This window comes from Lichenibacterium ramalinae (genome assembly GCF_004137085.1).
Taxonomy (GTDB): domain Bacteria; phylum Pseudomonadota; class Alphaproteobacteria; order Rhizobiales; family Beijerinckiaceae; genus Lichenihabitans; species Lichenihabitans ramalinae.
The window spans coordinates 211924-226019 of the sequence record NZ_QYBC01000009.1; the positions used below are offsets into that span (position 1 = coordinate 211924).

Consider the following 14096-nt stretch of genomic DNA (forward strand, 5'->3'; position numbering starts at 1 on the left):
CCGTCGCGGGGGCGTGACATGCTCGCCCGACGCGACCTCGACCCAGAGCACCCGTCCGATGGCCCATGATCCCGACGAGAAGAGCCCCAGCCGCAAGGAGATCCGCGCCCTCGTCGACAGCTGCCGCGTCACCTCGGGCAAGGGCTTCCGCCTGGACCGCCACCCCACCGGCAATCCCGTGCCGGACCTGCTCGACAAGGCTTCGGGACAGGCGCTGCTGCAGCGCGGGATCGCGGAACTGTCCGAGCTGCAGGAAACGCTCTACGCCAATTCGACCTGGTCGCTGCTGCTGGTGTTCCAGGCCATGGACGCGGCCGGCAAGGACTCGACCATCAAGCACGTGATGACGGGGGTGAACCCGCAGGGCGTCAGCGTCACGTCGTTCAAGCAGCCCGGGCCCGAGGACCTCGCCCACGATTTCCTGTGGCGCATCACCCGGGCGCTGCCGGCGCGCGGCATGATCGGCATCTTCAACCGTTCGCACTACGAAGAGGTGCTGGTGGCCCGGGTCCACCCCGAGATCCTGGCGGCGCAGCGCCTGCCGCCCGCCCTCGCCGGCGGCAAGCACTTCTGGGACAACAGGCTCGAGGACATCGCGGGCTTCGAGCGGCACCTCGGCCGCCAGGGCACCCGCGTGCTGAAGTTCTTCCTCAACGTCGGCCGGGACGAACAGAAGAGCCGCTTCCTCGACCGGCTCGACGAGCCCGACAAGCATTGGAAGTTCAGCCCCGACGACCTCAAGGAGCGGGCCCGCTGGGACGACTACATGGCGGCCTACGAGGCCGCCATCGCGGGGACCGCCACCGAGGCGTCGCCCTGGTACGTGGTGCCGGCCGACCACAAGTGGCTCATGCGGCTCATCGTGGGGGCGGCGGTGGTCGAGGCCCTGCGCGACCTCGACCTCCAGCCGCCCGCGGTCTCGCCCGCCCTGGAGGAGCGCTTCGCTGCCGCCCGCGCGGCGCTCGCCGACGAGGGCTGAGGCCCCCGCCCGAGACCCCCGGAACCCGCGCCGGACTGGTCGGGACCGCCAGCGCCCCGCTGCGCCCGGCGCTGGCCCCTGACGACCGGACCCCGCTCGAGGCGGCAGCGCCCCGGGACCGTGCCGTGGCGGCCGGAATCCGTCGATCCTGCTGTCCTCCCTAGAAGAGAGTTGGACGATTTCAAGATTTGACGACGGAAATAAAATCATCGCATCTGGATTTTTGCGCCTTCTGGTCCGACAACAAGCTAACGAACTCGGAAATTCAGCACGTTAACCCTGTTCTGGTCGGTGTATTGGGTTGCCCACCGGATAGGTGATGCTGGTCTCGCGGTTTCGGTCCTTGGGGGAGGGCGATGGTGATGCGTTGGAGTTCGATCGTCGGTGCGGGCCTGCTGTTCGCGAGCCTCGCTACCGGGCCGGCCCGGGCCATCGATATCCCGATCCAGATTCCCGGCTGTCCGGATCGGTCCGGCGCCGATGTGCCGGACCGTGACGGCCGGCGTCCGGCGCGCAGGGCCGAGCTCGAACAGTCCTGCGGCGGCGGGGGCGGGGGCGGCGAAGCCGCCAGTGCCTATCCGGGTGTCAGCTTCGTCGCCCCGGCGGGCGGCGGTGGGGGTGGCGGCGGTGGTGGCGGCACGTCCCGGACGGCGGCCTCCGACTCCGCCACGACGGCGGGCGACACGACCGGCACAGCCGGCACGACCGGCCCTGGTGGCCTGGTCCTCGGACCCGCCACCAACCAGAGCCCCAACACCGGGGCAGGTGGCGGCGGGGGATCCGGACGTGGCGGCGTCACCCCGGCCACGACCGTGACGTCCGGCCCCACGGGCTCACCGGCCACCACCACCCAGCCGGCCGCCACCCCGACCCTGGTGGTGTCGACGCCGACGAACCAGAGCGCGAACGACTTCGGCGGCTTCGGCTTCCCGTCCGTCGGGTCCGACCACGGCGCCCCGTTGCCGGACCTCGGCGGCCCCTTCGCCTGGCTGCTCGCCATCGCCACCGGAGCCCTGCTGCTCCGGCGCCGTGTCCGTGGCTAGCACGGCATCGGGACCGTTCGGAGCGCCATCGCGGCTCGGACCCGACGTCTCTGCTTCCGCGCCGGCGCGCCCGTATCCGAGGCGCGCCGCCGCGCCCGCGCACCCGGGCGACCGCCGCCATGGGGGCTGGAACGGCGCCATCCTCCTCGCCATGCCGCTGGGGACACTCGCCCAGGTGGTGGCGACCCCGGCCTCGGCCGGGCTCGACGTGGGGGACCTGCTCTGCATCACGGCGTGCGGCGCCCTGGCCTGGCCGGCCGTCCTGGCGGGGGAAGAACTCCACCGGCACGGCCGGACGGTGCTGCTCGCCGCCTCCCTCCTGTGGTTCGCGGCGGATCCGCGCCTGTGCTACCTCGCCCTGACCGTGGCGGGCATCGCCGTGCTGATGTCCCGGCCGGGGCCGGCGACGGCCCGCTCGGCCTGGCTCTGGCTGGCGCTGTCGGGGCATGGGCTGTGGGGCCTGGCGGCACTGAAGCTCGCCGCGCCGCTGCTGATGCCGGTCGAATCGGAACTGGTCGGCCTCGCCGCCCGGGTTCTCGGGGCGGCGGCGCACGTGCAGGGCACCCGCATCGACGGCCCGGAGGGCTGGTTCATCTACGTGCTGGAAGGCTGCTCGTCGCTGCACGGCCTGTCGCTGGACCTGCTGGTCTGGGCTTCGGCGCTGGGGCTGGCGGATGCCCGGGCGACGCGCGGCGCCGCCGGGCTGCTCGCCGCCGCGGCGATCGCCACGGTCCTGGCCAACACGCTCCGCATCCTGCTCATGGCCCGTTCCCCGCAGGACTACCACGTGTGGCACGACGGCTGGGGCGCTTCCGTGTTCGGCGTCGCCCTGGCGGTCGTCGCGGTCGTGCCGGCGGTGATGGCCTGCCGCGGCGCCGCGGGCCGGGCCCGATGAGGCCCGCCCTTTCCGCGTTGCTGCTGGCCTGCACCCTCGTCGGCAGCCTGGCGGCGCGGTCGGCCCTGGCCGGGCGCGGGGACGGGCCGTCCGCCTCGCCGCTTTCCGCCCTGCCGCGTCTCGCCCTGCCGCATCCCTTGGCCGAGCGTCTCGTGGCGCGGACCGCCATGCCGATCGGCGGCATCGTCACCGGGACGCTCGCCGTCGCGTCATGCCCTGAGGGCGTCGCCACCGTGATCCTGCCGGCCTTCGACGCCACGATCGACCCCGATGTCGGCATCGCCCGGGGCGACGGCATGCGGTTCCTCACCTTCTATGCGGGCTTTCGGCTGCCGGACGCGTCCTACCGGGTCGCCGTGACGGCGCTCCACCTCGTGCGGTCCGCCGCGGAATCCTTCCGCCTCCGGTCCCCGACCTTCGCGACCGACAACGTCGTTCGCTTCGCGGTCCCGCGCGACTGCCCGCCGAGGACCGACGCGGAACTCGGCCGCGTGATGGCGGCCGTCGCGGCGCCCTGACGGCGCCGCAAGGCGTCGCAAGATGCCGCGAAACGCCGTCAGCGCGCTGGCGGTCGCAGCGTGGGGAGCAGCGCCAGGACGAGGCCGATCTTCAGCGCCTCGCCGGACAGGAACGGCGTCAGGCCGAAGGCGATGCTCTTTTCCGGCCCGAACAGCACCGCCAGCCAGGCGAGGCCGGGCAGGGTGATGGCGGCGAAGGCCGCCAGCACGGCGGCGACGGCGGACAGGGGGCGGCCGAGGGCGCCGCGCTCGGCGGCCCGGCCCGCCACCAGCGCGGACAGGACGTAGCCCAGGAGGTAGCCGCCCGTGGGGCCGGCCAGGTAGAGCGGGCCCGCGCCGCCCTGGAACACCGGCAGCCCCAAGGCGCCCTCGGCCACATAGGCGAGCAGCGTGGCGGCGCCGAGCCGGCTGCCGTAGGTGATGCCGATCAACACCACGACGAGGCTCTGCAGCGACAGCTTCACGGGCCAGAACGGCACCTGCACGTGGGCGGCGAGCGCCAGGACGGCGCTGCCGGCGGCGACGAGGCCGAAGGTGCGCAGGGCGCCGTTGCCGGCCGCTTCCGGCCAGAGGCGGACGATGGCGGTCGTGTGCGGGGCAGGGGAGGGCATGCGGGAGACTCCGGCTTCGACCGGGCCGCCATAGCATCCCGGCGGTGGCCTGGCACCCCGGGGCTGCCGTGGCCGCCGGCCCAAAACGGGGGGCGGGAACATCGCCGGGTCCCGCGACTTCGCATAGGAGTCGAGGAACGGTGCTGCGCCGCAGCAGACCGTCACATCGAGACCGCAGTCGAGGCCTAGTCCGAGCGCATGTTCAAGACCGCATTCGTGGCCGCGCGCGATCGCCGCCGACTCTTCGTCATCGCCGGCGTGCTGATCGGCTTCGGCTTCAACAAGGTCGTCGACCGGCTGGGGCTGCAGGCGATCGCCCGCATGGCGGCCCGCAACGCCTCGTTTCCCAACGTCGCGCGCCTGTCGCCGCCCCAGCGCGCCCGCCGCGCCATCGAGGCACTGGGCCCCACCTTCATCAAGCTCGGCCAGATCCTGGCGAGCCGCTCCGACCTGCTCACGCCCGAATGGACCGACGAGCTCGGCCGCCTGCACAGCCAGGTCTCGCCCGTGTCGTGGGAGAAGATCCGCCCCCAGCTCGAGGAGGACCTCGGCGGGCCGCCCGACGCGATCTTCGCCGAATTCGACCAGAACCCCATCGCCTCCGCGTCCATCGCCCAGGTCTACAAGGCGCGCCTCAAGACCGGCGAGGAGGTGGTGGTCAAGGTGCTGCGCCCGGGCCTGCGCAAGATCATCGAGGCCGACCTGCGCCTCATGAGCAACGGCGCCCGCATCGTCGAGCGCGAATGGCCTGAGATCGCCCGCTACAAGCCGCAGGAGCAGATGCGCCACCTCGCGGCGGGCATCAACGGGGAACTCGACCTCATCAACGAGGCCCGCAACTGCGAGATGCTGGCCGCCATCTTTGCCGACCGGGAGGACATCGTCTTCCCCAGGATCCACTGGGAGCACACGACCGAGCGCGTGCTGGTGCAGGAGTTCCTGCACGGCATCCCGCTCACCGACCATGCCCGCCTCGACGCCGGCCATTACGACAAGCCGCTGCTGGCCCAGAAGGGCACCGACGCCTTCCTGCAGATGGCGCTGATCGAGGGCGTGTTCCACGCCGACCCCCACCCGGGCAACCTGCTCGCCATGTCGGGCAACCGCATCGGCTTCATCGATTTCGGCATGATCGGGCGCCTGTCGCAGAAGCGACGCGACCAGTTGCTGATGATGATCGGCGCCATGTTGGGCCAGAACGCCGACGGGCTGATGGCGGTGCTGATCGACTGGAGCGGCTCCACGGCGCCCGACCTCGCCAAACTCGACGCCGCCGCCCACGGCTTCGTGCAGCGCCATTCGGGGGTGAACCTCAACCTCGCCATGGTGCTGACCGACTTCATGACCATGGCGCGGGAGAACGACCTCTCGATGCCGACCGACCTCGCCATCCTGTTCAAGAGCCTCGTATCGGCCGACGGCGTCATGCGCCAACTCGACCCCGAGTTCGACCTCTTCACCGCCGCCGGCCCCACCGTGCAGCAGAACATGAAGGCGCGCTTCTCCTTCGACGGCTTCAAGAAGAAGCTCGCCGGCATGGGCGCCGGGCTGTTCTCCGCCGTGTCCGACCTGCCGGCCCTGGTGCACCTGCTGCTGGTGCGGCTGAAGCAGGGCAAGATGACGGTGGAGATCGAGATCAAGGGCCTGGACCAGCTGATCCACGGCATCGAGCTCGCCGCCACCCGCCTCGCCATCGCCATGGTGGTGGCGGCCTTCACCCTCACCATCGCGCCGCGCCTGCTGGCGCTCGGCGAGGGCGTCTTCGTCAGCGCCACCGTGGTGGTGGCGCTGATCGGCATCGGATGGATGCTGCTGCTGCGCCGCAAGCGCTCGACGCCGCGTTGACCCGCGTCCCCGCGCGCCTTTCGTCCCGAGGCGCGGGTTCTGCCGGACGCGAGCGCCGGGCGGACCCCGGCGCCGATCGGAGCGCAGGCTGTCGGCCGCGGCGCGGCCGCCCCGCCTCCGGCTGAATTTTCGGCGGCGCCATCTCGTTTCTCGGCTTGCCGCGAAGCCCCGGCTTCGGCTCCCATGACGCTCGGTTCGAGCGCCCGTCCGGGCCTCGTGGCTCCGGCGGGGTTGGAATGGCGTCTTATCAGCTCGCACGCGTGCCACGCATCACGGTCGGGGCGGGGGCGCGCCAGGGCCTCGCCGACCTCGCTTCCGGCCTCGTGCCGGCGGGCGCCGCCGTCCTGCTGGCGGCCGATCCCGGCCTCGAAGCGCTGGGCCTCGTCGCGGAAGCGGCCGACACCCTGCGCCGGGGCGGCTTCACCGTCGTGACCTTCACCGACATCAAGAGCGACCCCACCCTGGCCCAGGCCGACGCCGCGGCCGACCTCGCGCGGTCCGTCGGCGCGACCCTGCTGGTCGCGCTCGGGGGCGGCTCGGCCCTCGACCTCGGCAAGGCCGTGGCGGCGGTGGCGGGCGCCGAGGCCCCAGCCGCCCGTTACGCCCTCTGCGCCGCGCCGCTGCCGGTGGCGCGGCTCAAGACCATCGTGCTGCCGACGACGTCGGGCACCGGTTCGGAGACCACCCGCACCGCCATCCTGTCCGGCACCGACGGCGCCAAGCTGTGGTTCTGGGGCGAGGAGCTCAAGCCCGACGAGGTGGTGCTCGACCCCGAACTCACCGTGTCGCTGCCCGCCGGCCTCACCGCCGCCACGGGGCTCGACGCGCTGGTCCACGCCGTCGAGGCCGCCACCAACCGCAACGCCAACCCGGCCAACGACGCCCATGCCCACGAGGCCATCCGCCTCGTCGCCGGCCATCTCGAGACCGCGGTGCGGACGCCCGGCGACCTCGCCGCGCGCGAAGCGCTGCAGCGCGCCGCCGCCCTGGCCGGCATCGCCATCGACAATGCCGGAACCGCCATCGCCCACACGATCGGCCATGCGCTGGCGTCGCTGCGGCCCATCCATCACGGGCGCGCGGTCGGCGTCGCCATGCTGGCCTCGCTGCCCTGGGTGGTCGAGGGCAGCCCCGACGCCTTCGCCCGCTGCGCCGCCGCCATGGGGGCCGAGGCTTCGCCGCAGGGCTTCATCGCCGCCTACCGGGCGCTGATGCAGCGCGCCGGCCTCGCCCCGACGCTGGGGCCGGCCTTCGACGGGGTCACGCCCGAGGCCCTGGCCGCCCAGATGGCTCGGCCCGAGAACATGCCCATGGTGCGCTCCACCCGGCGCGAGGCCGGCGACGCCGAACTCCTGGGCCTCGCTCGCGCCACCCTCGCCGCCTGACCGCCCGGAGCGCCGCCATGACCGCCACCGCCACGACCGCCGCCGCCCCGCTGCCCGCCGCCCGGCCCACCACTCGCGCCGGCTGGGAGGCGCGTGCCGCGTCCCTGCGCATCGAGGGCCGCGCCTTCATCGACGGGCGCTACGTTTCGGCCGCCTCCGGCCGGGCCTTCGCCCGCCTGTCGCCGATCCACGGCCGCGCCGTCGCCGAAGTGGCGGAAGGCGCCGAGGCGGACGTGAATGCGGCGGTCGCCTCCGCCCGGCGCGCCTTCGAGGACGGCCGCTGGCGCGACCGGGCGCCGGTCGAGCGCAAGCGCGTCATGCTGCGCTTCGCCGAGCTGATCCGCGCCGACCTCGAGGAGCTGGCGCTGCTCGAAACGCTCGACGTCGGCAAGGTCATCGGCAATTCGCTCGCCGTGGACGTGCCCTTCGCGGCCGACTGCATCGCGTATTACGGGGAACTCGCCGACAAGCGGTTCGACGAGGTGGCGCCGGTCGGCCCCAGGGACGTGGCGCTGGTGCGCCGCGAGGCGCTCGGGGTCGTGGCCGCCATCGTGCCGTGGAACTACCCGCTCATCATCTCGGCCTGGAAGCTTGGCCCCGCGCTGGTGGCGGGCAATTCCGTCGTGCTGAAGCCCGCCGAGCAATCCTCGCTCTCCGCCATCCGCCTCGCGGCCCTCGCCGCCGAGGCGGGCCTGCCGGACGGCGTGCTCAACGTGCTGCCGGGCTTCGGCGAGGCCGCGGGCCGGCCGCTGGCGCTGCACGGCGACGTCGACATGGTGAGCTTCACGGGCTCGACCGAGGTCGGCAAGCTGATGATGGGCTATGCGGGCGCCAGCAACATGAAGCGCGTCGCGCTCGAATGCGGCGGCAAGAGTCCGCATGTGGTGCTGCCGGACGCCGACCTCGACGCCGCCGCCTCGGGCATCGCCTGGGGCATCTTCTACAATCAGGGCGAGACGTGCCACGCGGGCTCGCGCGTCATCGTGCACCGCGCCGTCCAGGAGGCGCTGGTCGAGAAGATCGCCGCCGTGCAGCGCGCCGAGATCCCGCTCGGCCACCCGCTGGATCCCGCGGCCGGGATGGGCGCCATGATCGACGAGGCCCACATGGGGCGGGTGCTGTCGCTGGTCGAGGCCGGGCGGCGCGAGGGGGCCCGCGTGCATTGCGGCGGCGGGCGGGCCCTGGCCGAGACGGGCGGCTTCTACGTCGCCCCCACCATCCTCGACGGCGTCGGCCAACGCGACCGCGTCGCCCAGGAGGAGATCTTCGGCCCCGTCCTCGCCGTGACGCCCTTCGACACCGAGGCCGAGGCGGTGGCCATGGCCAACGGCACCGTCTACGGCCTCGCCGCCGCGGTCTGGACCGAGGACATGCACGCCGCCCACCGGCTGAGCTCGGCCATCCGGGCCGGCACCGTCTGGGTGAACTGCTTCGACCGGTCCTCGCTCGCCACGCCCTTCGGCGGCTTCAAGCAATCCGGCTTCGGCCGGGACCGCTCGCCCCACGCCGTCGACAAATATACCGACCTCAAGACGGTCTGGACGGCGTATCGTTGAGCGACGCGGGGGAGGGGATCCGGATGGCCGGACAGGTGAAGATCGCCGGGATCGAGATCAGCCATCACCGGCTGCCGCTCGACCCGCCCTTCAACGCCAGCTGGGACACCCAGCCGCGCCGGTCCTTCGACGCCACGATCGTGCGCGTCCACACGGATGCGGGCCTCACCGGCATCGCGTCCGGCGACGCCATGCTGGGCTTCGCCGGCCACGAGCACCTCTTCGTCGGGCAGGACGCGCTCGCCATCGAGCGCCACTGGCGCATCCTCGACAACATCCAGTTCCACTGGGGCCGGCCCTGGCCGCTTGACCTCGCCCTGTGGGACCTCGCCGGCAAGATCACCGGCCAGCCGGTGTGGCGCCTGCTCGGCGGGCGGAACGGCACCGTGAAGGCCTATGCCTCCTCGGGCACGTTGCGCGCCCCGGCCGAACTCGCCGATGCCGCCGAGCGCTACCTGGGCCTGGGCTTCCCGGCCCTGAAGATCCGCTTCCACCGCGGCGACTGGCGCGCCGACATCGCGGCGCTGGAAGCCGTGCGGGCGCGGGTCGGCGCCAAGCTCGACCTCATGGTCGACTGCAACCAGGGCTGGCGCATGTCCTGGGACGCCTACGGGTCCTGGAGCCTGAAGGACGCCCTGCAGGTCGGGCGCGAGCTCGAACGGCTCGGCGTCTACTGGATGGAGGAGCCGCTGCACCGGGGCGACCGCGAGGGCATGCGCCGGCTGCGCGACGCGCTCGACGTGCGGATCGCCGGGGGCGAGATGACGCGCGAGCTCTACGAGTTCCGCGACCTCGTCGCCGAGGGCTGCCTCGACGTGATCCAACCCGATGCCGCGCTGGTCGGCGGCATCACGGGGCTGCGCCGCGTCGCCGCCATGGCGGAAGCCCACAACCTCGTCTTCACGCCCCACACCTGGACCAACGGCATCGGCGTGCTGGCCAATGCCCATCTGGTGGCGGGCGTCGCGGAAGTGCCCTTCCTGGAATTCCCCTTCGACCCGCCCGAATGGAGCCTCGAGCGGCGCGACTTCGCCATGGCCGAGCCCCTGCGGGTGGACGGCCGGGGCGAGATCGCCCTCGGCGAGGCGCCGGGCCTCGGCTTCGCGCTCGCCGAGGACCTCCTCGCCCGCACCCGCGTCGGCTGACCCCGGTGAAGCCGCGCCCCGCCAGCCGGCATGCGATGGACCGGCAATGGCTGCCGCTCAACGCCCTGCGGGCCTTCGAGGCGGCGGGCCGGCTCGGCAGCTTCACGGCCGCCGCCGCCTCCCTCACGGTGGCGCAGAGCGCGGTGAGCCGCCACGTCATCGCGCTCGAACGGTTCCTCGGCGTGCCGCTGTTCGAGCGGCGGCCGGGGCAGCTCGCCCTCACCGAGGCCGGCCGCCACCTGCTGCCCGCCGTGACGCGCGGCTTCGACCGCATCGACGGGGCGCTGGGCGAGATCATCGCCGAGCGCGGCACGCCGCGCCGCATGCTGCGGCTGGCGCTGCCGCCGAGCTTCGCGCTGCAGCTCGCCGTGCCGATCCTGCGCGACTTCCGCGCCGAACATCCCGAACTCGCCATCGAGATCGGCACCCGCGTCGCCGGCGAGGGGGAGGGCGGCATCGCGGTCGCGTATTCCGAGCCGAAGGTGTCGGACGCCATCAACGACCTCCTGTGGATGGAGCGCCTCGCCGTCGTCTGCGCGCCGGCCGCCATCGTCGCCGGCGCGTCCTCGGGCGCAGGCGCGTCATCGGTCGAAGGCGCGTCCTCGGCCGACGCGGCGCCCGACCTCGCCGCCCTCGTGGCGCGGCACGACATCCTGCACGTGCGCCTCGGCGGCAGGCCGCACGGCCACATGTGGCGGGCGATGGCGCGGGCGGCGGGGCGGCCCGACCTCGCGGTCGACGGCGGCCTCGTCTTCGACACCGCGCAGCTCGCCGTGCAATACGCCCTGGCGGGCGACGGCCTCGCCCTGGTCGATCCGGCGCTGTTCCGCGACGACCTCGCCGCCGGCCGGCTGGTGGCGCCCTTCGAGACGCGGCTCGCCTCGGGCTACGGCTACTACCTCGTGACGGCGCCCGAGGACCTCGACGAGGCCGTGGCGCTGTTCCGCTCCTGGCTGATCCGGCGCTTCGCCGGGCCGGCCCGGTCCGAGGGCGAGGCGGAGGCGGCGCCGTGACGCCCGGCGGGCGGCAGCGGACGACGACGGCGCGTGCCCCGAGGCCCGCCGAAGCGCGACCCGAACATTCATTCCCTCTTCCGGAAGGTGCCCCGCCATGAAGACGCAGGCCAGGGTCGTGATCATCGGCGGGGGCGTCGTCGGCGCCAGCGTGCTCTACCACCTCGCCAGGGCGGGCTGGACCGACACGCTGCTGATCGAGCGCGCCGAACTCACCGCGGGCTCCACCTGGCACGCGGCCGGCGGCATCCACACCGTCAACGGCGACGCCACGTTGAGCCGCCTTCAGCAATATACGATCCAGCTCTATCGCGAGATCGAGGAGGAATCGGGCCAAAGCTGCGGCCTCCACCTCACGGGCGGCATCATGCTGGCCGGCACGCCCGAGCGGCTGGATTGGCTGAAGATGGTGCGGGCCCGCGGCCGCACCCTCGGCATGGACCTCGAACTCCTGTCGGCCGCCGAAGCCAAGCGCCTCTTCCCGCTGATGGACGAGCGCCGTTTCGTGGGCGCGCTCTACGACCCCGTCGAGGGCCACGTCGACCCCTACGGCGTCACCCACGCCTACGCCAAATGCGCCCAGAAGCGCGGCGCCGCCATCGAGCGCCATTGCCGCGTGACGGACCTCCTCCGCCGCCCCGACGGCGCCTGGGACGTCGTCACCGAGAAGGGCACGGTCGTGGCCGAGCACGTCGTCAATGCCGGCGGGCTCTGGGCCCGCGAGGTCGGCCGCATGGTGGGGCTGGAACTGCCGGTGCTCGCCATGGAGCACCATTACCTCATCACCGAGGACATGCCGGAGCTGGTGGGCCAGCCCGAACAGCTCCACTGCATCGACTTCGAGGGCGAGATCTACATGCGCCAGGAGCGGGGCGGCATGCTGATGGGCACCTACGAGCGGGAGGGCAAGCCCTGGTCCGAACGCGTCACCCCCTGGGACTTCGGCCAGAACCTGCTGCCCGACGACCTCGACCGCATCTCGGCCAGCCTCGAGGTCGGCTTCGAACATTTCCCCGCCATCGCGACCGCCGGGTTGAAGAAGGTCGTCAACGGCCCCTTCACCTTCACGCCCGACGGCAATCCCCTGGTCGGTCCCGTGAAGGGTCTGCCCGGCTTCTGGACCGCCTGCGGCGTGATGGCGGGCTTCAGCCAGGGCGGCGGCGTCGGCCTGGCGCTCGCCAACTGGATGGTCGAGGGCGATCCCGGCCACGACGTCTGGGCCATGGACGTCGCCCGCTACGGCGACTGGACCACCATGGCCTACACCAATGCCAAGGTGCGCGAGAACTATTCGCGCCGGTTCCGCATCCGCTTCCCCAACGAGGAGTTGCCGGCGGCCCGGCCGCTGCGCACGACGCCGGTCTACGACAGGCTCGCCGCCGAGGGGGCGCGCTTTGGTGCCTATGGGGGGCTCGAAGTCCCGCTCTGGTTCGCGCCGCCCGGCGCGCCGGAGGAGCGCGTCACCTTTCTGCGCTCGGAAGCCCACGCGGCCGTCGGGGCCGAGTGCCGGGCCGTGCGCGAGGGGGTCGGCCTCATCGAGATCTCCTCCTACGGCAAGTTCGAGGTCTCGGGCGCGGGCGCCGAGCGCTTCCTGGCCGGCACGATGGCGGGGCGGATCCCCGCCGTCGGCCGCATGGCGCTCGCCCCCATGCTGGACCACCGCGGCAAGCTCATCGGCGACTTCACCCTGGCGCGCCTCGCCCCCGACAGCTTCTTAGTCGTCGGCACGCTGGCGGCCGAAGCCTATTACCTGCGCTGGTTCGAAGCCTTCCTCACGCCGGACGTGACGGTGCGCGCCTGCGCCGCCGAATGGGTCGGCTTCTCGGTCGCCGGCCCGGCGAGCCGCGCCCTGTTGCAGGCGCTGGTGACGGTGGACCTCGCCACCGAGGCCTTCCCGTTCATGAGCTTCGCCGAGATGGAGGTCGGCCCCGTGCGGGCCCGCGTGGGCCGGGTGAGCTTCACGGGCGACCTCGGCTACGAGATCTGGTGCCGCGCCGACGACCAGCGCGCCCTCCACACGGCGCTGCGCGACGCCGGCGCGCCGCTGGGCCTCAAGCCCGTCGGCGGCCGGGCGCTCGACGCGCTGCGGCTCGAGAAGGGCTTCGGCACCTGGGCGCGCGAGTTCCGCCCCGTCTACGGCCCCGACGAGGCGGGCCTCGGCCGGTTCGTCGAGTGGCGGCGCGAGGGGTTCGTCGGGCGCGAGGCGGCGCTCGCCGCCCGCGACGCCGGCGGCGGCGCGCTGCGCCTCGTCGGCTTCGCCGTCGAGGCCGAGGACGCCGATGCCATCGGCGACGAGCCGGTCTGGCACGACGGCGCCGTGGTCGGGGCCGTGACCTCCGGCGGCTACGGCCACGGCGTCGGGCTGTCGCTGGCGCTCGGCTACGTGCCGCGACACCTCTGCGAGGCCGTCGACGGCTTCGAGATCGAGATCATGGGCGAGCGGCGCCGGGCGCGGCGCCTCGACGGCCCGGCCTTCGACCCCGCCGGCGCCCGCATGCGGTCGTGAGCCCGGGGGCGGAGGGATTCCGATTCCGTTATGGTTTCGCTGCCATGGACGGGGCGGGACGCCTTTGACCGAAACACCCGAGGCCACGATGAAACTCTGTGTTGCCCTGATCGCCCTGACCCTGACCTGCGTGTCCATCGGCGGCTGCGCCGGCCCGCGCCCGTGCCCCGTCGGCACCCACCCCGGCCCCTACGGCCACCGCTGCTTCCTCAACGGCTGACCGCGTGATGTCCCCTTCTCCCGCCTGCGGGAGAAGGTGGTTCCTTCGTGCGCTGCCCTTCTCCCGCCTGCGGGAGAAGCCGGCCCCGTCGTGCGCTGCCCTTCTCCCGCCCGCGGGAGAAGGTGGCCCCGCGCAGCGGGGTCGGATGAGGGGACGAGGCAGCCGGGGGAGAGTCCCGTGATTCCCTTGCCCCCTGGCCGCCGAGTCCGGCCCACCGGCGGCGAGTCCGAACGCTGCCTCCGAATTTTGCACTTTTGTGAATTTCGGCGTTGACGGGCTCGGCTGGTGGGTTCTATAAACCGCTCATCGACGGCGGCGCTGCTGAGGCGGCCCGCGGGTTTCGACGCTTCCGAGCTTCGGTTTGGTGGTCATCGCCCGGC

At 73.0% G+C, this 14096-nt stretch carries 12 protein-coding genes; 11 read left to right on the top strand and 1 reads right to left on the bottom strand.

What is annotated here, in order from left to right; translation table 11 throughout:
- Positions 1-58 precede the first annotated feature (58 nt).
- The 4 genes from D3272_RS12670 (at position 59) to D3272_RS12685 (ending at position 3435) form a co-directional block, all read left to right on the top strand.
- Positions 59-979 (top strand): polyphosphate kinase 2 family protein, encoded by a 921-nt coding sequence (locus D3272_RS12670; RefSeq protein WP_129219538.1) that lies wholly within the window; start codon positions 59-61, stop codon positions 977-979.
- 362 nt (positions 980-1341) lie between these two features.
- Positions 1342-2022, top strand: coding sequence for a hypothetical protein (locus D3272_RS12675; protein WP_129219539.1), 681 nt, complete (start codon positions 1342-1344; stop codon positions 2020-2022).
- A gap of 151 nt (positions 2023-2173) precedes the next feature.
- Entirely contained in the window at positions 2174-2917 is a 744-nt protein-coding gene (locus tag D3272_RS12680) for an archaeosortase/exosortase family protein (protein ID WP_129219540.1), read from the top strand.
- Entirely contained in the window at positions 2914-3435 is a 522-nt protein-coding gene (locus tag D3272_RS12685; protein ID WP_129219541.1) for a hypothetical protein, read from the top strand. Before D3272_RS12680 ends, D3272_RS12685 begins: the two co-directional genes overlap by 4 nt.
- 38 nt (positions 3436-3473) lie before the next feature.
- On the opposite strand, the gene D3272_RS12690 is transcribed toward D3272_RS12685, so the two are convergent.
- Entirely contained in the window at positions 3474-4046 is a 573-nt protein-coding gene (locus tag D3272_RS12690) for a biotin transporter BioY (RefSeq protein ID WP_129219542.1), read from the bottom strand.
- A 198-nt stretch (positions 4047-4244) separates the two neighbouring features.
- Here D3272_RS12690 and D3272_RS12695 point away from each other — a divergent pair, with 198 nt between their 5' ends.
- The 7 genes from D3272_RS12695 to D3272_RS28190 all read left to right on the top strand — a co-directional run bounded on the left by D3272_RS12695 (position 4245) and on the right by D3272_RS28190 (position 13716).
- Positions 4245-5891, top strand: a complete 1647-nt coding sequence (locus D3272_RS12695) for an ABC1 kinase family protein (RefSeq protein WP_129219543.1) — start codon at positions 4245-4247, stop codon at positions 5889-5891.
- A gap of 260 nt (positions 5892-6151) precedes the next feature.
- Positions 6152-7276, top strand: coding sequence for an iron-containing alcohol dehydrogenase (locus D3272_RS12700; protein WP_165361330.1), 1125 nt, complete (start codon positions 6152-6154; stop codon positions 7274-7276).
- A gap of 17 nt (positions 7277-7293) precedes the next feature.
- Entirely contained in the window at positions 7294-8832 is a 1539-nt protein-coding gene (locus D3272_RS12705) for an aldehyde dehydrogenase family protein (RefSeq protein ID WP_129219545.1), read from the top strand.
- 23 nt (positions 8833-8855) lie between these two features.
- Positions 8856-9977: a mandelate racemase/muconate lactonizing enzyme family protein gene (locus tag D3272_RS12710; RefSeq protein WP_129219546.1), complete on the top strand. Its 1122-nt coding sequence runs from the start codon at positions 8856-8858 to the stop codon at positions 9975-9977.
- A 5-nt stretch (positions 9978-9982) separates the two neighbouring features.
- Positions 9983-10990: a LysR substrate-binding domain-containing protein gene (locus D3272_RS12715; protein ID WP_129219547.1), complete on the top strand. Its 1008-nt coding sequence runs from the start codon at positions 9983-9985 to the stop codon at positions 10988-10990.
- 97 nt (positions 10991-11087) lie between these two features.
- Positions 11088-13496, top strand: coding sequence for a GcvT family protein (locus D3272_RS12720; RefSeq protein ID WP_129219548.1), 2409 nt, complete (start codon positions 11088-11090; stop codon positions 13494-13496).
- Positions 13497-13584: 88 nt separating this feature from the next.
- Positions 13585-13716 (top strand): hypothetical protein, encoded by a 132-nt coding sequence (locus D3272_RS28190; protein WP_281010891.1) that lies wholly within the window; start codon positions 13585-13587, stop codon positions 13714-13716.
- Positions 13717-14096 lie beyond the last annotated feature (380 nt).